The organism is Breznakiella homolactica (assembly GCF_016616095.2).
Classification (GTDB): domain Bacteria; phylum Spirochaetota; class Spirochaetia; order Treponematales; family Breznakiellaceae; genus Breznakiella; species Breznakiella homolactica.
The window spans coordinates 164521-185969 of the sequence record NZ_CP067089.2 but is presented as its reverse complement, the minus strand read 5'-3'; the positions used below and the strand labels follow the sequence as shown (position 1 = coordinate 185969).

18 protein-coding genes are annotated in these 21449 nt (G+C 54.8%); 15 read left to right on the top strand and 3 right to left on the bottom strand.

All coding sequences use genetic code 11. The features are described 5' to 3' along the window. Positions 1–168: 168 nt before the first annotated feature. The 6 genes from JFL75_RS00855 to JFL75_RS00830 all read left to right on the top strand — a co-directional run bounded on the left by JFL75_RS00855 (position 169) and on the right by JFL75_RS00830 (position 6175). A complete protein-coding gene (locus tag JFL75_RS00855) occupies positions 169–1482 on the top strand; it encodes an ABC transporter substrate-binding protein (protein ID WP_215624817.1) in 1314 nt (437 codons plus the stop codon). Between the two features lie 115 nt (positions 1483–1597). Further along, positions 1598–2500 (top strand): carbohydrate ABC transporter permease, encoded by a 903-nt coding sequence (locus JFL75_RS00850; protein WP_490337719.1) that lies wholly within the window; start codon positions 1598–1600, stop codon positions 2498–2500. 9 nt (positions 2501–2509) lie between these two features. Continuing rightward, positions 2510–3364, top strand: a complete 855-nt coding sequence (locus JFL75_RS00845) for a carbohydrate ABC transporter permease (protein ID WP_490337718.1) — start codon at positions 2510–2512, stop codon at positions 3362–3364. A 6-nt stretch (positions 3365–3370) separates the two neighbouring features. Then, on the top strand, positions 3371–3973 hold the full coding sequence (locus JFL75_RS00840; RefSeq protein ID WP_215624816.1) for an HAD family hydrolase: 603 nt from the start codon (positions 3371–3373) through the stop codon (positions 3971–3973). 4 nt (positions 3974–3977) lie between these two features. After that, positions 3978–5090 (top strand): dipeptide epimerase, encoded by a 1113-nt coding sequence (locus JFL75_RS00835; RefSeq protein ID WP_215624815.1) that lies wholly within the window; start codon positions 3978–3980, stop codon positions 5088–5090. After that, positions 5090–6175 carry a serine hydrolase domain-containing protein gene (locus JFL75_RS00830; protein ID WP_215624814.1) on the top strand — a complete coding sequence of 362 codons (1086 nt, stop codon included), beginning with the start codon at positions 5090–5092 and terminating at the stop codon, positions 6173–6175. The genes JFL75_RS00835 and JFL75_RS00830 overlap by 1 nt, the downstream gene beginning before the upstream one ends. A 207-nt stretch (positions 6176–6382) precedes the next feature. Here the strand turns inward: JFL75_RS00830 and JFL75_RS00825 are convergent, their stop codons facing one another. Then, positions 6383–7516 (bottom strand): glycosyltransferase family 4 protein, encoded by a 1134-nt coding sequence (locus tag JFL75_RS00825; RefSeq protein ID WP_215624813.1) that lies wholly within the window; start codon positions 7514–7516, stop codon positions 6383–6385. 271 nt (positions 7517–7787) lie between these two features. On the opposite strand from JFL75_RS00825, the gene nrdR reads away from it, so the two are divergent. The 9 genes from nrdR (at position 7788) to JFL75_RS00780 (ending at position 17933) form a co-directional block, all read left to right on the top strand. Then, on the top strand, positions 7788–8246 hold the full coding sequence (gene nrdR, locus JFL75_RS00820) for a transcriptional regulator NrdR (protein WP_215624812.1): 459 nt from the start codon (positions 7788–7790) through the stop codon (positions 8244–8246). After that, positions 8246–10405: a ribonucleoside triphosphate reductase gene (locus tag JFL75_RS00815; RefSeq protein WP_215624811.1), complete on the top strand. Its 2160-nt coding sequence runs from the start codon at positions 8246–8248 to the stop codon at positions 10403–10405. The genes nrdR and JFL75_RS00815 overlap by 1 nt, the downstream gene beginning before the upstream one ends. A 60-nt stretch (positions 10406–10465) precedes the next feature. Next, complete coding sequence (locus JFL75_RS00810; RefSeq protein WP_215624810.1) at positions 10466–11041, top strand: glutaredoxin family protein; 576 nt, start codon at positions 10466–10468, stop codon at positions 11039–11041. Position 11042: 1 nt separating this feature from the next. After that, positions 11043–11765, top strand: a complete 723-nt coding sequence (locus tag JFL75_RS00805) for an anaerobic ribonucleoside-triphosphate reductase activating protein (RefSeq protein ID WP_215624809.1) — start codon at positions 11043–11045, stop codon at positions 11763–11765. Between the two features lie 210 nt (positions 11766–11975). After that, entirely contained in the window at positions 11976–14090 is a 2115-nt protein-coding gene (locus tag JFL75_RS00800) for an EAL domain-containing protein (protein ID WP_215624808.1), read from the top strand. Between the two features lie 78 nt (positions 14091–14168). Then, positions 14169–15869, top strand: coding sequence for an FAD-dependent oxidoreductase (locus JFL75_RS00795; RefSeq protein ID WP_215624807.1), 1701 nt, complete (start codon positions 14169–14171; stop codon positions 15867–15869). A gap of 33 nt (positions 15870–15902) precedes the next feature. Further along, positions 15903–16736 (top strand): helix-turn-helix domain-containing protein, encoded by an 834-nt coding sequence (locus JFL75_RS00790; protein ID WP_215624806.1) that lies wholly within the window; start codon positions 15903–15905, stop codon positions 16734–16736. A 41-nt stretch (positions 16737–16777) separates the two neighbouring features. Continuing rightward, positions 16778–17419: a flavin reductase family protein gene (locus tag JFL75_RS00785; protein WP_215624805.1), complete on the top strand. Its 642-nt coding sequence runs from the start codon at positions 16778–16780 to the stop codon at positions 17417–17419. A 43-nt stretch (positions 17420–17462) separates the two neighbouring features. Beyond that, positions 17463–17933 carry a VOC family protein gene (locus JFL75_RS00780; protein WP_215624804.1) on the top strand — a complete coding sequence of 157 codons (471 nt, stop codon included), beginning with the start codon at positions 17463–17465 and terminating at the stop codon, positions 17931–17933. Positions 17934–17998: 65 nt separating this feature from the next. On the opposite strand, the gene JFL75_RS00775 is transcribed toward JFL75_RS00780, so the two are convergent. Both JFL75_RS00775 and JFL75_RS00770 read right to left on the bottom strand, forming a co-directional pair. Beyond that, positions 17999–19060, bottom strand: a complete 1062-nt coding sequence (locus JFL75_RS00775; protein WP_215624803.1) for a zinc-dependent alcohol dehydrogenase family protein — start codon at positions 19058–19060, stop codon at positions 17999–18001. An 11-nt stretch (positions 19061–19071) separates the two neighbouring features. Then, positions 19072–21432, bottom strand: a complete 2361-nt coding sequence (locus JFL75_RS00770; RefSeq protein ID WP_215624802.1) for an FAD-dependent oxidoreductase — start codon at positions 21430–21432, stop codon at positions 19072–19074. Between the last annotated feature and the right edge of the window lie 17 nt (positions 21433–21449).

Sequence of the window (21449 nt, the reverse complement as noted above, 5' to 3'; positions counted from 1 at the left end):
ATTACCATAAAATGAAAAAAAATTTCTTGACATATCTAAAATAACCCATTTATACTCATTTTTATGAAAAATAATTTCATGAAATTTTACAAAATGTATAAAATAAGTAAAACTCAAATTGTGAAGGTAATAGCCTTCTATGAATAGAACAATTTAAGGAGAAGACGTATGAAGAGAAACGTCCTGTTAACAGCCCTTCTTTTGATGGTTGTGGCGCTGATACCCCTCAGCGCAAAAGGCGGCAGTGATGTCAGTTCCGCGGACCTTGAAGCTCCGGTTACACTGATGATCTGGACCCATGAAGACCCCAACCGCACCGTGCTGGAAAAGCGGCTTATTGATGAATTTACCAAGCTGCATCCCAACGTCACGGTGGATTACCAGACCTACCCTTCCAGTAAAATGCGGGAACTCCTGACGGTTGCATTTTCCGCGAACCAGGGGCCTGATATTTTCAACCAGAACCAGTCGGTTATCCGCCAGTTCGTGCTCGAAGGCCGGACGGCGGCCCTGGATCCGGCATGGATTGACGAAAAGAACATCAAAAATGTCGTTGACCGGTATATTCCCGGCGCGCTGGAGGCGGTGGAACTGGACGGTCAGATTTACGGACTGCCCCTGGAATACACCAACCTCTGTATGTTCGTAAACAAGGCCATTTTCAGGAGCGCGGGGCTGGATGCCGAAAAGGATTACCCCAAAACCTGGGAAGACGTCATGGCCCTGAGCGAAAAACTCGTTATCCGCAACGGTGAAATCATCACCCGCCGGGGATTTGACTTCCGGTATCCCTCCTATACCCAGCAGTTTCTTCCTATGGTTGAACAGCTTGGGGGAAAACTCGTCAGCGACGACGGCCGGAAGGCGGTTATCGGCGACCAGGCGTGGATCCAGTTCTTTGAATACATGCGCCAGTGGGGCCCCAAAGGAAAGAACCTCGGCGGCCCGACCTACGTCGCTGCCCGCACGGCCTTTGATATGAACAAGAACGAAATCGCCATGAGCGAGAGCGGACTGTACCAGGAAGCCCGTATGAAGGCCTCCAATCCCGAGTTCTTCAACAGCGGCGACTGGATGATCGTACCTTATCCCCAGTTCAAAAACGCGGTACGGGAAAAAGCCGGTGATATTGCCTGCCATTACTATCTCGTAAACAGCCAGATATCCAAGGCAAAACAGATCTGGTCATGGCGGCTCGTGGACTTTATGCTGTCCCATTCCGAAGACTATCTTACGGAAGTCAACCTGGTACAGCCCACCTACAAGCTCTTTAATTCCGAAACCTTCAAAGCCATCCCCTATTCCGATGTGTTCCTCCATGACATGGAACGGGGAAATCTCGTGTACTACGGTCCGAGCAGCTCGGCGATCAACGACAAAATGAAAGCCGCCGTTGAATCCGCCATGCTTCAGGGTGAGGACCCCGCCAGAGTTCTGGAGAAATTCCGCAAGGAAGTCCAGGATATTCTTGATCAGGAATGAGTCTCCGCGGCATACGCCGCAACGGACCTGTGAGTAATTCATAGGGGGATTGTCCGGGGTTTTCCGGGCAATCCCTTTTTTCAGAACCATTTTTCCGCTGTATCTATGAGGTATTATGATGAAGTATCTGGGCATTGAAAAGAAAAAAGCCCGCTGGGGTTGGGTATTTGTAATGCCCGCGATTGTTCTGTTTCTTCTGTTTTCGCTCTACCCCATGCTGAACGCTTTTTACAATACGTTTTTCAACATTAAACTGTTATCCCTCAGGAAACCCGAATTCGTCGGTTTCAGAAACTATATATACGTCCTGAACTCCCCGGGATTCTGGAATTCCGTAAAGGCTACGGTTATCTTTACCCTGGGCGCGTTTATTCCCCTTACGGTTTTTTCAATGGTCTTCGGGATGATTATTACTACCCGCAAGGCCGGGCAGAAAGCCATGCAGCTGATGATTTACGCTCCGGCTATTCTGTCATCGGTGGTTGCCGCCCTGATCTGGATGCTGATTTTCGATCCCCGGGGGCTGGCCAACAGCGCGGTAAATTTCCTCATGCGCACCCCCGGAGTGGATCACCACTGGCTCACCGATACGGTGATGATCAGGGTTTCCACCATTACCATTTACGTCTGGAAATACGTCGGGTACTTTACCATAATTTTCGTAACCGGCATCGCCAAGATTCCCCAGTCCGTTCTGGAGGCCGCCACCATTGACGGAGCCACCGCAATGCAGACCATCCGGAAGGTGATCCTTCCTCTGCTTAAACCCACCACGGTAATGGTTTCGATTGTGGCCATGCTGAACTGTCTCAAGTCATTCTCAACCCAGTACCTTTTTACCCAGCGGGGCGCCCCGCTGGAGCCCATCGATGTGATAACCCTTAACATTTACAACACCGCCATGCGGGACCTTAACATCAGCCGGGCCTGCGTAATGAGCGTGCTCCTGTTTATCGTCATGATGATCCTTACCCTCATCAGGATGAATTCGTCCGAACGCAACGTTGTTTCGTACTAGGAGGGGACCGTGCTGAGAGACAATACTCCCCGGAGCCGGATTTTCAACCTGTTCCTCAATATCGTCATGGCGGCGGTACTTATTGTGGTGATCATGCCTATAGTCTTTATGTTCACCGCGTCCCTGATGCCGTCCTCTGAAATCTTCGCCATGCCCTACCGGTGGATTCCCAAGAAGATCCACTGGGAAAATTACTACAACGCCATTGCGGGGAACGACCGGTCCTTCATGTTTATCCGCAATGTATTCAACTCGCTTATTGTCGCGTCGGTCACCACGGTGCTGTCGGTATTTGTGTCGGGGCTCGCCGGCTACGGTCTGAGCAAGTTCCGGTTCCGGGGCCAGAAAGTGGTGTTTATGATGATCATGGGACGCATGATGATTCCCTTCGAGGCGATCATGATCCCGATGTACATTACCGCGGTCAGGCTGGGACTCCAGAATACCTACGCGGGAATGATACTGCCCTTCATACTCAATACCTTCGGCCTCTTCCAGATGCGGCAGTACCTCATGACCTTTCCCGACGACATGCTGGACGCCGGCAGGATCGACGGTCTGGGGGAAATGGGCATATTCTGGAAGCTGGTATTCAAGAACAGCACCCCGGCTATCGCCACCGCGGCGATCCTCTGTTTCCGGGGTCAGTGGGACAACCTTCTGTGGCCCCTTCTGATTGCCCAGAAGGAACATATGAAGACCATCCCGACTTATATCGTAAAATTCACCGAGGAAAAATTCGCCAACGAGGGAGCGATGATGGCGGTGGCGGTGCTCGCCAGCATACCGATTATAATTCTCTTTTTAACGCTCTCGAAGTACTTCCTGGGAGGAAGCGCTATGTATTCGGCAGGCAAGGAATGAGACATCATGATTAAACTGTGCATTTTCGATATGGGCGGCGTAATGATCCGGGATTTCCAGATAGGGCCCCGGCTTATACCCTACCTTGGTTACACCGGGACCGGAATGAAGGATATAGACCCGAAACTCCAGGAAGCCCTGGGTCGCCACGGCAGGGGATGTATAAACGAAAAGGAATTCTGGGAAGAGTATACGAAGATAACCGGCAGGAATCCCCCGGAAAACAGCGGCCGTCTCCTGGGAAAATTCTTCACCCCGGTGATGGATGATCCCACGGTCCGGGTGGTGCAGGAACTGAAGGACAGCGGCATGCGGGTTGTGGCGGGCACCAATGTCATCGATGCCCACTACGAGATCCACATGGAACTGGGACAGTATGCCATCTTCGACAAGGTATACGCCTCGAATCACATCGGCATATCCAAACCCGATCCGGAATTCTACAGCTATATTGTTTCGGCCGAGGGCGTGCAGCCGGGAGAGTCCTTCTTTACCGATGATATACAGGAAAATGTCGATGCCGCTGCAGAACTCGGACTGGCGGCGTTCCTGTATACCGACGCGCAGAGCCTCCGGTCCCAGCTGGTATCTGCGGGGGCGCTGCGGTGATCTGATGGTACGGGCCTCTATTACTGCAGCCCTGTGGCACCGGAAGATACCCTTAAAAAAGCCCTTTGTCACGGCCCTGCGTTGTGTGGATACCGTGGATGATTTGGTGCTTAAGCTGTCCCTTGGGGGGTATACCGGGTACGGAAGCGCCGCGCCCACGGTGCGGATCACCGGGGACAGCGCTGAGACCATTGCCGATTCGGTAAAACACGAACTTTTCCCGCTGTTTGCCGCCGATTTCGATCCCCGGGATCCCGGCGGAGCGCTGCGGGATGCTGGGGATGTTTCAAAATCCGCCCGGTATATGGCGGAAACCGCGCTGTTTGACCTGGCCGGCTCCATGCAGGGGCTTTCCCTGGCGGATATGCTTGGGGGCGCCAGACGGCGGGTGCTGACCAATGATATCACCATCAGCATGGGAACACCCCAGGAGATGGCCCGGGACGCCGCCGATGCCGCGGCCCAGGGATTCAGAAATCTGAAGCTTAAGGTCGGATCCGATCCGGAAACGGATTACGCCCGGCTGGAAGCGATCTCACGGTCGGTCCCGGATTCTGTCCGGCTCAGGGTCGACGCGAACCAGGCGTGGGACGCCGAGGAAGGAATCGCCATCCTGAAGGAATACAAAAAGGCGGATTTTCCCATTGATTTTATAGAGCAGCCGGTGCCGGCGGAGGATATTGGCGGCATGGCACGGCTCACCGAGGCCAATATCTTTCCTATCGCGGCGGATGAGAGTGTTTTCAGCGCCGCCGACGCTGAAAGATTGATGCGGGAAAAGGCGGCCCATATTTTCAATATTAAACTGGCAAAATGCGGCGGCATTACCGAAGCCCTGGCTATATGCGCTCTGGCGGAAGACCACAACGCCCGGTGTATGATCGGCTGTATGATGGAAGGGCCCTTCGGGATTCTGGCGGCCTGCCAGATCGCGGCGGCCCGGGATCCCATTCACTGGATCGACCTCGACAGCCCCCTGCTCTACCGGGGCCTTGAAGGCGTATTTTCGGTCGCCTTTTACAACGAACGGATCACGGTGGGCAATTCCCCGGGGATCGGAATTATCGACCCGGCCCTGGAACGGTGGGAGGGAGAAAAAATATGGGAGGCGGGTTAATGAATTCACCGGAAATATGGGGAAACCTGGAAGATTTTCTGGCCGGCCTGGTAGCCGACGGAACGGCCCCCGGGGCGGTTGCCCTGGTATGCGGCCGGAACGGCCCGGTATTCTCCTGGGCCGGCGGAAACCGGGAAACGGTGCCCCGGCTGCTTCCCATGAAAATGGACACATTTTTTGATCTGGCGTCCCTGACCAAGGTGGTCGCCGTTACCATGGCCGCGGCACGGCTTGAGGAACAGGGGAAACTTTCCTTCGCCGGCACTCTGGGGGATTTCTTTGCCGATCCCGGTGTTTTCGGCGAAACCACGGTGGCCCAGATACTGACCCATACCGGCGGTTTTATCGCGGAACAGCGTCTCTGGGATTTTACCAGCACCCCGGATGATGTGATTTCTTTTATTCTGAAAGGTCCCCGGGAATACGAGCCCGGAACGAAGGTCGTATACAGCTGCTTCGGGTTTATCATTTTGGGTGAAATAATCCGCCGTGTCTGCGGAATCTCCCTGGATAAGGCGGTTGCGGAACTGGTCACCGGTCCTTTGGGAATGAACGAAACCTGTTACCGCCCCGGTGATTTTCTGCCGGACCCGCCGGGCGGCTTCGCGTCCACGGAATTCGACAAGCGGAGCGGCGCCATGATCTCCGGCATTGTACACGACGAAAACGCCCGGTTTCTCCACGGCGTATCGGGAAACGCCGGGATTTTTTCAAATTCCGGCGATCTCGAAAAATGGCTGCTCATGCTGATCAACCGCGGGATCGGCCCCGGCGGGGACCGTTTTCTGTCAGAAGAAACGGTCACGTCGTTCCATACGAACCTTACCCCGGGTATGGAAGAAGAACGGGGAATCGGCTTCAAGCTGTACGGCCGTCCCGGGGTGAATGATCCCGCGGCAGAGAAAACATACGCGTACGGCCATACCGGATTCACCGGCACATCAGTCCTTATAGATCCCGTACGGCAGGCAGGCCTGCTGCTGCTCACCAACAGGGTTCACCCCACCAGGGAGGAACAGCGGCTCCTGGAAAAACGGGCGGTCTTCAACGAAATTGCCTTTACCTGCTTTGACCGCCTGGGTTAGTAAGGGCACCCGCAGTATTAGAGTGCTTTCCACAGAAGCATGGGAATGCCGATTCCGCGGGGCCCGTCGAAGGAACGGGGAAAGGGCTCCTCAGCGGCCTGCAGCCTCGAAAGTCGCTCCTTTCCCCGTTCCTTCGACACCCGCCGCTGCTTTGCCGTACCATGCGTCTGTGCCCGTTCTCCGCAATACTGCGGGTGCCCTGCCGGGTTAGCGGCCGGCGGTTTCGTGGATAAGCTTTAGGGTCCGTTCGGCGCAGCGGTCCCAGGAAAAATTCTGAGCCTGCTGGAGTCCCAGGGCGCGGCACTCCCGGTAAATATCCCGCTTTGTGGTGAGGGTAACCATCCGGTCCGCCATGTCTTCGGCATCCGCGGGATCGAAATATAGGGCGGCGTGGTCAGCCACTTCCGGCAGCGAAGCCGCCCGGGCGCAGGCCACGGGAACCCCCGAGGCCATGGCTTCAAGCACCCCCATGCCGAATCCTTCATACATGGACGGAAATACCGCGAAATCCGCGCCGGAGTACAGCTCCGGGAGGTTTTTGGACGGAAAATGGCCGGTAAAAAAAATATCATTCCGGTATTTCGATTTTGCCGCCGCGGCCTTAACCTTGTCGGCGCCGTTCCGGTCGGAACCGGCCAGAACCAGCCGGTGGGGATGGCGGGTCCGCTCCTTGAAAATACCGAAGGCTTCGATGAGCCGGATATGGTTTTTTACGGGATAATCAATCCGGGAAACGTAAAGGATATAGGGCCGGCGGAAACTGAAAGGCTGGATAAGCACCACACTTTCCTCATTCCGCGGACGGGGATAAAACGCGTCCAGATCAATGCCGTTGGGAATCACCTCAACCTTTGCTTCCTTTACCCGGGCAACATCCACCAGTTCCTGTTTAACCCAGCTGCTTACCGCAATGATCCGGTCGAGTTTCCTGAGGGAATTGGGAAGCACCATCCGGAGCACCGCGCCGAGATGCTCCCTGGTCTGCCGGGTACCCCAGTAGGCCGCCATATCATGGACCGTTCCGATGGTCGGGCAGGGAGAACTCCCCGGAAGCCGCCGGTGGGCGCTGGGGAAAAAGCAGGCGTTGTATCCCCGGGAGGACGCGAATTTGGGATATCTGAACAGGTGCCACAGGGAATTGGCGGTTCTGCCGTTGACAAAACACTGGGGAATAAACTCAAGGTCTCCTGCGGCGTCACTGAAGGAATACCGGTCGTAGTCCCATCCGAACAATTCATACCGGTCTCCGGAGGGAGGAATCCGTTTGAGCAGCTGCATGAGATATACGCCGACCCCAGATTTTCCGCCGTCACAGTCAAAAGTGTCAATCCCAATCTTCATGGGCTCCCTCCGACCCCTTTTCCGGGGTATCCTCTAACTGTAGCACAAGAGCTATTTCAAGGAAAAGCTTTTTTTTACGATTTTTTATGTAAATTCTTTCTAATAGCTCTTGCGACACAATGTATAGCGTGTTATAGTTAAATTATAAAAAATAAAACACCATATATAGTAGGTTTTGCTTGTGGATTCTGTGAATATGTGGATAACTCAGGAATACGCAGCTTTTTTTCAGTCTAAAACGTAAATTTCCCCAAAAAACAGGAGAAAATCAGTGCGCTGCCCCCACTGCGGCAATTTTGATGACAAAGTAATTGAGTCCCGCACCTTGGCAAACGGGGAAGCCATCAGGAGGCGGCGGGAATGCAACGGCTGCGGTGCCCGCTTCACCAGTTACGAACGGATCGAAGACAAACAATTTATGGTCATAAAACAGGACGGACGCCGGGAGCCCTTTGACCGGACAAAAATTGAACGCGGCGTCCAGCGGGCTTTGGAAAAACGCCCGGTATCACAGATGACCATTGAAAGTCTGGTTAACGAAATTGAAGATTCCGCCGCGATTGTCGGCAAGGTAAACCACGAAATCGAAGCCGGCACCATCGGAGACCTGGTGCTGGAAAAACTAGGAGCCCTTGATAAGGTCGCGTACATTCGTTTTGCTTCGGTGTACCGTCATTTCAAAGATCTGGAAGAATTTGTCCAGGAAATTAAAAAATTGGGAGGGAATTGATGAATGAGGAGGTTTTCCCGGAATGGAAATCCGTTCTGGGATATGAGCAGCGGACAGACCGGAATAACAAGGACACAATCCGGGATATGCCGGCCCAGGGGATATCCCTGCGCTATGTGGTTAAACGTTCCGGGGAGATCGAAGCCTACGACCGGACGAAGATCGCCGCGGCGGTGGCCAAGGCATTTGAGGCGGCGGGGGTGAGCGACGCTTCTCCGGACGGCCGCGGACGGGTTCTGGCCATAACGGACCGGGCTGAGGAACTCCTCATGGTTATGATGGCGTCGCGGCATCCCAATTCAATTCCCGCGATAGAAGAAATCCAGGACATAGTAGAAAACGCCCTCATCGACTCCCGGGAAACCGCGGTGGCCAAGGCGTATATACTCTACAGGGCAAAACACGAAGCCATCCGGGACGCCAAAAAGCTCATGCTGGATATCGATTCCACCATGGACGGGTACCTCAAACAATCCGACTGGCGGGTAAATGAAAACGCCAATGTCAATTATTCCCTGGGAGGGCTCATCCTCCATAATTCCGGAAGCATCACCGCCAATTACTGGCTCAAGAATATTTATTCAGCGGAAATCGCCGATGCCCACCGGAACGCGGATTTCCATATCCATGACCTTTCCATGTTTTCCGGGTACTGCGCGGGCTGGTCCCTGCGGCAGCTTATCAAGGAAGGCCTCGGCGGGGTTCCGGACAAGATTACCTCAAAACCGGCGAAACACCTTTCCACACTGATGCAGCAGGCGGTCAACTTCCTGGGATGCCTCCAGAACGAATGGGCCGGGGCCCAGGCGTTCAGTTCCTTCGATACCTATATCGCTCCCTTTATAAAAGCGGATAGTCTCAGCGACCGGGAGATTAAGCAGTGCCTCCAGAGTTTCGTCTTCGGGGTTAATACCCCAAGCCGCTGGGGCTGCCAGGCGCCATTTACCAATATTACCCTGGACTGGACCGTTCCCGCGGACCTCAAAGACAAGCCGGCGGTGGTCGGCGGAGAGGAACAGGAATTTACCTACGGTGACTGCCGTGAAGAAATGGACCGGGTTAACAGAATATTCATCGAACTCATGCTTGAGGGCGACGCCGAAGGCCGGGGCTTCCAGTATCCCATACCGACGTACAACATCACCGAGGATTTCGACTGGGACAGTGAAAACGCCCGGCTCCTCTTTGAGATGACCGCCCGGTACGGGACGCCCTACTTTCAGAACTTCGTCAACTCCGACCTTGACCCCGGGGATGTGCGGTCCATGTGCTGCCGGCTCCAGCTGGACAAGCGGGAACTCCGCAAGCGGGGGGGCGGGCTCTTCGGGTCCGACGAGCTGACGGGATCCGTGGGGGTGGTAACCATCAACCTTCCCCGGATCGGCTACCTCGCAAGGGACAAAAAGGATTTTTACCGCCGCCTGGGCCGGCTCATGGAGCTTGCCAAGGAAAGCCTTTTGGTAAAGCGGAAGGTTGTGGTGCGGCTCCTCGAGGCGGGACTTTTCCCTTACACGAGACGGTACCTGGCAAACCTAGACAGCCACTTCAATACCATCGGACTTGTGGGTATGAACGAATGCCTGCTCAACTTCCTGGGAAAGGATACAACCATCGCCGCCGAAGAAGGCCGGGATTTCGCCCTGGAGGTGCTCGATTTTATGCGCCGGAAGCTGGCGGATTTCCAGGAGGAAACCGGGGAACTATTTAACCTGGAGGCGACCCCCGCGGAGTCGACGTCCTACCGCCTGGCGAAGCACGACAAAAAACACTACCCCCAAATCATCACCTCCGGAACGGATGAACCCTATTACACCAATTCGACCCAGCTGCCGGTGATGCAGACCGAGGATATTTTCGATGCCCTTGATCTGCAGGAGCGGCTCCAGGCGGCGTATACCGGGGGAACCGTTTTCCACGCATTCCTCGGGGAATCAATTGAGGACTGGCGGACCTGCCGGGATCTGGTAAAGGCCATTGCCCACAACTACCGGGTCCCCTACTACACGATTTCGCCGACCTTTTCGGTCTGTCCGGTCCACGGGTATATCAGGGGTGAGCACTTTACCTGCCCCAGGTGCCGGGAGGAAAAGGAACAGTCCCTGAGGCAGAAGATCAAGGAACTTGAAGAAGAACTCGGCGCGGCCATGGCCGCGGGATAAAAAACAGGAATTAACTAAAAAATACGGCCCTGCCCTGGGCGGAAGATTTGGGAGAATACGATGAGAAACCTTGAGGTGATTAAGCAGGAACTGGCCGCGGCGAGGGAGGCCCTTTCATCAGCGGAAGGGACGCCGACGGAAGTGTACAGCCGCATCGTCGGGTATTACCGGTCGGTGCGCAACTGGAACAAGGGGAAGCGTGAAGAGTACGGTGAGCGGAAACTCTTTACGGTCCCCGGCGGAGCATTCCCGCTGCCCGGGAGGGAACGGAACGAAGCTCCGGAAAGGGCTTCATCCTTTGAGGATGACACCCTTTCCGGGGTACCCGTTGGGGCAGGCGGGGAAAACCGGCTCATGCTCTTTGTGCGTCCGGCGTGTCCGGCATGCCCGGCGGCCAAGGATGCCGCGGGGAAGCTCGGTATCCCCGTGGACATGGTTAACGCCGATACCGAATCGGGACTGGCGGAGGCGGTCAGGCGGAATGTTCTTTCCACCCCCACCGCGATTCTCCTCGGTGAGGACGGCAGAGAGCTCGCCAGGGCGCGGAACGCATTGGACATAGCGTCCTTCGCATCCTCCCTGGATACCGCGGCCGTACCCGCGGGCAGGGAAGCGGAAACAGCCTTAGCCATATAACATGGCGCCGCGGGTCGCTTTCAGGAAAACCAGCCTCATTGATTATCCGGGAAAACTGGCGGCGGTTATTTTCTTTCCGGGATGCAACCTGCGGTGCCCCTGGTGCCACAACCGGGGGCTGGTCGTTCCCGATGAGGCCGATACCGGCGGGATGACCGGCCTCGATACGGTTCTCGAACATATCGAGAAACGGTCTTCCGTATTGGGCGGCGTTGTGCTGAGCGGCGGGGAGCCGACCCTCTGCGCCAGCCTGCCCGCCCTGATCGAACGCATCAAAAAAATGAATCTCCTGGTTAAACTCGATACCAACGGACTCTGTCCCAACGTTCTGGAGAAATTGCTGTCCCGGAGGGAAACCCGGCCGGATTTTATCGCCCTGGATCTCAAACTGTCTCCCGGCCGCTACGGACAGCTCCTGCCTCCGGGAGCCGCTTTCCCGGAACCAGGCCCCGGGGAAATGCTGAAAAAAACCGCGGCCCTGCTCCGGGATTCCGGAATTGACCATGAATTCCGGAGCCTTGCCCTGCCCGCCGGTTTTTTCCAGGAAGATGATATTGCCGGTTTGGCGCCCCTTACGGATGAATCACCCTGGTATCTGCGAAAATTCATACCGGGAAACTGCATTGATCCGCTCTGGAATCAACATCCGCCGCCGTCTGAGGAAGCGCTCCGGGATTTGGCGGAAAAAGCCCTTTCTCATGGAAAAAAACTGATCCTGTCATGATCCTGCCTAAAAAAATCAACTTCATACCCCGCAGTTTGTGGAATCTTTCCAAATCCAGTACTATACTTAATTAAGTTACTGTCATTGAACAGGAAAGTCCGTGGTTTTGAAAAAACCCAGCGGCTTTTATCGTTAAATTTTTTCTGCTGCATGAACGGCCGGAACCTTCGGAAAAAAGTTCCGGCCGGTAGAGGAGACTGCGCCCCAACCATGGTAAAAAGACTTTCCGGTACAATGTTTGCTCTGGCCAACCAGCCGGTCATCAAGTCCATACGGACGGGACTGTTATATATAACGCCCTTTCTTATTATTGGTTCAATGGTACTGGCGATCCTCAATTTTCCGATTCCCGCGGTACAGGACTTTCTCGACCGTTCCCTGAGTATCCGGTGGAGGGAAATTGCCCTGGCCATCCACCAGGGAACCCTGCAGGTAATGGCTATCACCGCCCTTATAACGGTCAGCTTTGCCGTAGCCAGCGAACACGAACTGATTAAGTCCGGGGAAGTAAGCCCCATCAGCGTAATTGTAACGGTCTTTTCCTCATATATCGCCTTTATACACGAATCAGAAGCCATTGTATCGCTGCCGAATGCCGGAAGCACGGCCCTGTTTGTCACCCTGCTGGTGGCGGTGCTGGGAACCCGGCTGTTCCTTTTTCTGTACCGCCTCAGGGACCGGCTTGTTCCGGTAAATCCCCTTAACTACAACGGCAATATCTTTGTCCGTCTCACCTTCCGGGTGATCCTTCCCGCGTTCCTGACTATCCTGACGTTTACTCTGGCGGAAGCGGTCCTCAACGCTACCGGCATTTGGGATTTTATCGGACGGTTTCCCTCCCACTTCTACGGATTTCTGCTTTCCCAAAGCAATTACCTTTCGGTGCTGATCCTGGTGGTCATAACCCACCTTTTCTGGCTTATCGGTATACACGGCGGCAACTTTGTCATGGATGCCATTCCGGATATTGTAATCGAAATCGGAAGCCGGGCGGGCGGCACCGGAGAAATTTTCATGAAGCGTATGCTGGATACCTTTGTGCACCTCGGCGGAGCCGGAGCTACCTTCGGTCTGCTTATCGCGCTGCTTCTGGTGGGAAGGAAACACAACGAAAATCTCCTGGCAAAATCATCCCTGTTTCCGGGTTTATTCAATATAAATGAATCCATCATATTCGGGCTTCCGGTGATATTCAGCCCCTATTACCTGATTCCCTTTATCACAATCCCCGTTGTAATCAGCGCGATTTCGTATTTCGCTTTCTGGACCGGAATCGTACCGCCCATGGTCAATGACGTCGGCTGGACAACACCGGTCTTCCTCTCGGGGTACCTGAGCACCGGGTCCATCGCCGGAGCCGTGCTCCAGGGGATCAACCTCACGATTTCCATCACAGGCTATATTCCGTTTATACGGATGCAGCAGAAGGACCAGGATAAACGGCGCCTCGTGGTTATGAAGCAGCTGAACACGGAGATTCAGAACGTCACGGAAATAAAAAAGAATGTGATCCTAACCCGGTACGATGAGGTAGGCGCTCTGGGCCGGGAACTGGCGGAGGAAATAAAACAGGACCTCTTGGGGAGCGCGAAGCTGCTCCATATTGAATACCAGCCCAAAGTGGATTACAACAAACGGGTTCTCGGCGCCGAGGCGCTGCTCCGGTGCAATCATCCATTCTATGGAAACATCTCGCCGCTGGTAATTCTTTCCCTGGCCGAGGACGTCGGGCTCATGAACAAACTCGGTTCATGGTGTATCAATCAGGCGTTTAAGGATCTGGCGGAATGGAATAAGGAAGGCTTTACCACCATCAGTGTCTCGGCGAACCTCAACCCGAAGCAGCTCCAGGAAGACGAGCACCTGATTCAAACCATCCAGAACTGCATCACGTCCAATAACATTGACCCCAAGTACATGGAACTTGAATTGACGGAAAACGCAGCGGTTGATCCCAATGTTCTCTCAAGAACAAAACTTGAGCAGATACGGGCTATGGGTATCGATATCTCTATTGATGATTTCGGTATGGGCCACAGTTCCCTGCTCTACCTTGTAGACTCCTACGCCAGTATCGTTAAAATCGACCGGGCGCTGGTCAGCGACATTGCCCGCGACAAGGACCGCAGACAGATTGTTCAGTCAATTATTACCCTCTGCAGCGAGCTTAATGTCAAGGTAATCGCCGAAGGGGTAGAAGAAATTGAGCAGATCGACATTCTTGAGGAACTGGGATGCCGCTACTACCAGGGATTTTATTTCAGCAAATCCCTTAAAAGCGAAGACTTCCTGAAATTCGTGAGAGAACACGGAACAATAGAATAGATTTCCGGCGCCCCTTCCCGCGGTTTTATTTTATGTATATCATAGTACCGTAGAATCAGAACGGAAAGGAGCGAGGCAATGAAAAAGATCCGGATCCTTGCGGTCCTGGCGGCGGGACTGGCGATAGCAGCGTGCACCTCCACCGCGGAAAAAAGCGGCGGAACAGAAACCTACACCGGGACAGGAACGGGTTTTAACGGCCCCATTGAGGTTTCCCTTACCATGCAGGGGAACCGTATCAAGGATTTTGAAGTCCTGTCATCCAAAGACACGGGTTTTATCCTCCGGCGGGCCCTCCCCGTCCTTAAGGAACGGATACTGGAAGCGAACAGTCCCGTGGTGGACAGCGTGTCCGGCGCGTCCTTTACATCCTTCGGGATAAAAGCGGCGGTGGCCGACGCGGCAAAAAAAACGGGAAAGGATTTCGGCAGCGTTACCTTTATGACCAGGGGCCCGGAGGAAAAACCGGTGACCCTTAAAAATGTTTCCACCGAAGTACTCATAGTCGGCGGCGGCCCCGCGGGACTTTCCGCGGCCATAGAAGCAGGCCGGGCCGGCGCCAAGGTCATCGTGGTGGAAAAGCTGGATATTCTCAGCGGCAACGGAAAATACGACCGCAACTTTTTCGACCTCGCCGACACGGAGACCCAGAAAAAATACGGCTTTGAGGATTCCGCGGACAAATTTTACGGTGAACTTATGGCGAGGACTTCAGGGCTGGATACACCGGAACGCCTCAGGGTTTTCGCGGACTGGTCAGCCACCACCGACGCCTGGCTCCGCCAGATGGGGGTAAAGCTGGAATTCCTGCTCGACGGCAAACGCGGCCACATGAAGGGTGAGACCGAATACGCCGGCGAATACATTCAGGATGCCCTGGAGCGGGAAATCGCCGCACTCGGTATCGACGTCCGCACCGGAACCAAAGGCACGGATCTGATCATGGAAGACCGGGCCGCCAAGGGCGTCACGGTGCAGCATAAAAACGAAAGCTACAGTATTTACGCGGATACCATCATCATTGCCACCGGCGGATTCGCGGCGAACCAGGAACTGCTTAAGCGGTACCGGCCGGATGTGGCGGATTACCCCACCAGCAACCAGATCAGCAATACCGGGGATTTTATTCCTGTTTTTGAAAAATACGGAATTGCCATGGCCAATATGGACCGGCTCAGCATCTTCAGCTATACCCTTATACCAAGCCGGGATCTTTCGAGCTCAACCGAACCGGGCACCGAAATGATTCTCATCAACACCGAGGGCAAACGGTTCGTCAATGAAAGAAGTTCCGGCATCGACCGGGCAATATGGGCGCAGCCGGAAAAAATGGCCTGGTATGTTTTTGATGAACAGGCCAAAAAAGCCGGGGCGCGGATCAGGACCCAGATTGAAAAGGGATTCGGCGTAACCGGGAATAATCCCGCCGAACTGGCCGCCGCCATGAAGGTTGACCAGACCAATCTGACCGCCGCGCTGGAGTCCTATAACCGGGCGGCCCGGGGACAGGGAAGCGATCCCGCCGGAAGGAACCCCGCGTCCATGCGGCAGCTTACCCCGCCCTACTACGCGCTTCCGGTGCGTCCGGTGGTCCACATGACCAAGGGCGGTGTTATGGCCAATGAAAAAGCCCAGGTACTTTATGAAAACGGCACCGTTGTGCCGAACCTGTACGCCGCCGGAGAGGTTACCAATACCATCGACGGGGCCTACGCGGCGGCGGTTATCTTTGGCCGTGTTGCGGGAACCCAGGCCGCGGCCCAGGTTGCGGGAAAATAACAGAGCCGGTATCAGCGGCTAAGCTGTACAGTCATGGATAAATGGATTCCGCAGTTCAGCCGGATCGATCCCGGACGGGTTTTGGAAAGAACCCGGAACCATCTGTATATTGCCCCGCACCCGCTGCTGCGGGCTTTCGTTGCCCATTATACCATTACCTTTCCCGCCGCCGGCCTGCCGGAACGGGACAGCCGGAAGCTGCGCCTCATGCCGGATCTGAGCGGATGCCTCGTTTTTTCCATGGAAAATTCCCTTCCCTGCCGTTTCTGGGGCGCCACCACGGAAACCGCTTTGGTGGGCCGCGATTTCGATACGGCGCCGGTCCGTTTTTTTATTGAATTCCAGCCCGGCGGAGCTTTTTGTTTAACGGGACTTCCCATGGATGAATTTACGGATTCGGTTTTTTCCGCGGACACGGTGCTCCCCCGGCTGTACCGCAGTATAAAAGCTATCCTTGAGGGAGAAGAAGACCTCCCTTCCCTGCTTTGCAGGATGGACAGTCTTCTGCTTAAAAATCTGGGGCAGGCAGAAAAGCCCGAACCGGCAGCCATGCTTTCGCTCCTGCTCCGGGGGGAAATTCCTTCGGTGCGGCAAATCGCCGAACAGAGCGGCTACAGCGAACGCCACCTCAGCCGGCTTTTCAGATCATCCCTGGGTGTCGGGATCAAAACCTGTACCCGGGTACTGCGGATAAACAAAACCCTCCGCAGGATCAATCCCGGCGCATCCTTTACTGAAATTGCCGCCGCCGCCGGATACTACGATCAGGCCCATTTCAACCATGATTTCAAAGCCATCTGCGGGGTGAGCCCCACACAATACCTGGCATCCATGTCCGATTTCTACAAGGAAAAATTCAAGCTATAGGATACCATGGCGGTACACCAACCAGCGAAGGGGTTACCGTCATGAAGACCGGTTTCGGGGCCGAAAGGCCGGAGCATTTACAGGAAGACTGGCCCGGCCAGTACAAATATTTTTCCCACCTGGAATACGCCGCGGGAGTGCCGGGAGTTCTTTTTCTTATAACAACGGTTAAGGAAAACGGGGAACCCAACGCCTGTTTCCACGCCTGGAGTACCTTCTCCGGAGACGGCGGCGGCTTTTTCGCGGTCCTCAGCGGACTCCTGCAGGGAAGCCACACTTACGCCAATATCCTCCGGGACCGGGAATTCTGCATCAACTTTCTCGATCCTGCTTATATTGACGCATGCATGGCCACAATAAATCTCGGCGAGGATGTTGATGAAGTCACCGCCGTTGGGCTCCATCCGGAGAATGCCGAAACCGTCAGCGCGCCGAGAATTGCCGAGGCGTTTCTCACATACGAATGCAGACTGCACTCGGTGACGGACCTTTCCGGCCAGGGGATCAGCGCCCTGATCATTGGACGGGTGCTGCACGCGGTAAAAGACGCGGACCACCCCAACGCCGGTGCGTCCTTTGGTGACAAAGGTTTTATGCTCTACAGCCACGGCGCGGAAAACGCTGTGACCGGAGAAGGCTCAATCAACTTAGTGCTGAAGCTGGAACAGGTAAAAACATTATAACCGCCGGCGGCATAAAAAATAAAAAGGAGTTTCCATGCGTTATATGTCAACGTTGCTTGTAGTACAGGATACGGAAAGATCCAAGAAATTTTATACCGGTCTTCTGGATCAGGAAATTGTTATGGATCTCGGAGCCAATGTTTCCATGAAAAGCGGCATCGCCCTGCAGACCCTGGAAACCTGGGCCGGGTTTATCGGAAAAGCCCCCGGAGAAATACGGTTCGGCGGCCTCTCGAGTCAGCTGTATTTTGAAGTCGCGGATCTCGACGCATTTACCGAAAAACTCAATGCCTGGGGGACCATTGAAAAACTCCATGAAGTGCGGGAATTTCCCTGGGGCCAGCGGGTAATCCGCTTTTTCGATCCCGACCGTCATGTTATTGAAGTCAGCGAAGAAATGACGGTTGTGGTCAAACGGTACCTGCGTTCCGGCATGAGCGCGGAACAAACCGCCGAAAAGACCATGTTCCCCCTGGAGTTTGTGGAACAGTGCAGATCGGAATTGCCGCAATAGTTCCGGCGAAACAAAAAAAGACCGGCATACGCCGGTCTTTTTATTGCTGTTCCATGTAAATGGGTCTATTTCAGTTCCTCATCAAAACAGACCGCGACCTTTCCGCAGGTCCCTTTTTCCATCAGCGTATACGCGTCCGCGACGTTATCCAGAGAGAAACGGTGGGTTACAAGATCTTCGGGATGGATATTCCACCGGACGAGGCGTTCCACCAAATCCTCCATGCGCCAGATGCTTGTTACCCAGCTGCCGTAGATGATCTTCTGGTCGTGGATAATGTCCGGGCTCGGATTAAAATGAACCGTACCGCCTTCGCCGACAAAGGCTATCTTGCCCCACTGGCGGGCGGCGCGGATGGCCGTGGCCCTGCCGGGGTCACTGGCGGAACAGTCAAAGGAGCGTTCCACTCCCTTGCCGCCGGTGAGCGCTTTTACCTCATCGGGATTCGATTCGGAGGGACTCAGAACATGGTCAACGAGATTAAGCTTTTTCGCCAGCTCAATACGCTCGGGGATTCCTTCAATACCGATCAGTTTCTGCGCGCCCAGAACGCGGCACAGCATCAGCGTTGCCAGCCCCACAGGTCCGAGACCGACCACGAGGACCGCATCGTTTCCGCTGACGCCGACTTTCTCGATGGCTTCATACACCGTACCGAACCCGCAGGCAACCTGGGCGCCGTCGGTATAGGTCAGTTCATCGGGCAGCTCCACAAGATCTTTTTCGTCACAGAGAATATATTCCGCCATCCCGCCGTCCCGCTGCCATCCGTACGCAGCCCGCAGGGGGGACGAACAGGAAATCATATACCCCATCCGGCAGTCATGGCAGACACCGCAGCCGCTGATATGGTACACAATAACCCGGGATCCTTTTTTGAAGCGGCGGACGCCGGGCCCTTCCTCAACCACCTGCCCGCAGGGCTCATGGCCGGCAATTACATTCTGGTATCCCTCGGGGCCTTTCCCGACGTGTTCCCGGTAGATGCAGCGGATGTCGCTGCCGCAGATGGTTGACGATTTTGTCTTGACCAGTACCTGGCCCCAGCCCGGAGTCGGAATAGGGCAGTCCTTAAGCACCGCCGTACTGTTTCCGGGAAGATACGCACCCTTCATGGTTCCTTCCATAGCAAAACTCCTTAATAAACTTTTATCTCGTAGACACCAACATAGGGACTTCCCCAGGTATCGCGGGCGGTAAAACGAATCGCCTTTGTTTTTACCGGTGTATCAAGCTCATGTTTCCAGCGCCGGTAAATGTTGCCGGAGCACTGGGCGAATACATTCCAGCCTTGGCCGTCAAAGTATTCAACCGAGAAGTCCTTCACCGTTTCCCCGATTACCGCCGGCATGGTATTGTCCTCCGCACCCCGGGGAAATCCGTATTTCTGGTCCGAATAGTCAAGCTGGGTATCGAAAATAATTTCGACCCGGCTAATTTCCTCATCCTGATTCCACCGCAGTTCAGCGCTTTGGTTTTTACCGGAACCGCTTATCCATATGTTGGGCCAGCTTTCGGAGCGGGTCACACCGTTGATAAGATTTTCGCCTCCGTAAGGTTTCTGTTCCGGCTCAATTTTGAAACAGGGGGTGACAAAGAGCTTTCCATGGATATTCTTACCGGCCTTTCCCTCAAGCCAGCCGGCAAGGGTCACCGGCAGCCTGCCGTTATGGTTTATAAAGGTCCATTCCCTGCCGCTGGGCGCCATCCGCGCCCTGCCATGGTACACCGCCGCATCGCCGCCGCCGGTAAACTTAACCCCCCACCGGGTCTGGTACGCTTCGGGCCCGTAAAGCCAGGAAACATCCGGCTGGGCTTTCAGCACCAGGGTCAGTATATCGCCATAGGAAAATTCAAGATCCCCCGGAGAAATAGTATACCACACCTTTCCTTCCCGGGCTACAAATTTACCGGAGGCCGCAGGGGATCCTTCAACATTGCCCAATGCCGCGGAACGGTAAATTTCCCATTCTATCTCCGCCCCGTCTTTCCTGGAATTGAGGAACACCGATAAAACGTCAACACTGCCGGTACTGACGGGAATCTGCAGGGCCGTATCCCAGCGAAGTTCCGCTTCATCCTGGAAATCCCCGACGCCCTTCAAAGTGCGTTCCGAGGAAACAGCCACCGTTGATCTTTGGGCTTTGTTCAGGGGGTTGGTATTTTTCATACCAATAAGATACAGATCCCTGTCGAGGATCCTGGTCTGCAGCTCACCGATGTGGTTTTGCCCGAGTTCCCGGGGACTGCAGCCGCGGGTACTGCAGAGAGCAGCGGCGGTTCCGACGGCTTCACCGAGGATGGCAAGGGTATTCATCACCCGCACGGAGGCCAGGGCCGCGTGGGTGACACTTATGCATCGGCCGCCGATAAAGAGGTTGTCTATATCCTTGCTGTAGCAGCAGCGGTAGGGAATGCTGTAAGGTTCATAGAGGAACACCTGGTCGCAGCCCGGTTCATGGGACTCAATGCCGTTGGGCGGATGGTCGTCCAGGGGCCAGCCGCCGAATCCGATCCGGTCCTCGAATAGTTTCGGGTAAAAAAGATCATTTTCATTCAGAATATAATCACCCATGATACGGCGGCTTTCCCGTTTGAGGGGGAAAGCCGACCAGGATGTCAGCTCAAAACATTCCAGGGCTTTCCGGGTTTCATCGGTGCAGGTGTTTTTCAGGTGATCCCACAGACCGAACAGTTCCGCCAGCAGGTGTTTGTATATCTTCTCCGCGTCCTTTATGACATTCAGCTGACCGCCCCATTCCAGCCACCAGAAAAACTGGATGGTCCGCTGGTCTTTGCTGCTGGTGATGGTGGGAAACAAGTGGGAATAATCGTGGGGCCGGTGCGCCAGGGACTGGCAGTCCTTGTACTCCACCGCCCAGTCAGGCCGCTTAAAGGGAACGGGGTAATCCCGCTTCATGGCGAATCCGTAAATCGAGCAGCCCAGGGTCTGGGAATCGGCTTTGTCTTTCCCGAAAACCTGCTCGTTGAATTCGCTTTTTGCCTCGCGGCCGAACCGGAAGGATGCTCCGGCCTTGGCCGCGAGCCAGCCGTCGCCGGTATCATCCATGAAATAATCCGCTTCAATATCGTAGGTTTCTTCGGTCCAGAGATTGATACCCCGGACACCGGTAATCCTGTTATTTTCGGTATGGCAGTCAATTACCCGGGTATTATACAGAACCGTAAGGTTCTTTTCTTTTTCACAGTATTTATCGAGAATAAGATCCCAGTAACTCCGGCTGTCGGAATAGGGAGAATAGGTCAGGTAATAGTCAAGCCGCATGGCTTCAATGAGTCCGCTGTCACGGCAATTCCTGTTGTGGGCCATTGCCTCCGCCCCGTGTCCGGGAACGAAACCCTGGGAGCTGGCGTTCCCGCCAAGCATGGAACGGTCCTGGATCAGGGCGACCTTCGCCCCTTCCTGGGCGGCGGCGATGGCGGCGCACATCCCTGCCTGCCCTCCGCCGACTACCGCAAAGTCTACGGTGATCTTCATGTTTTTCTCCTAGCACC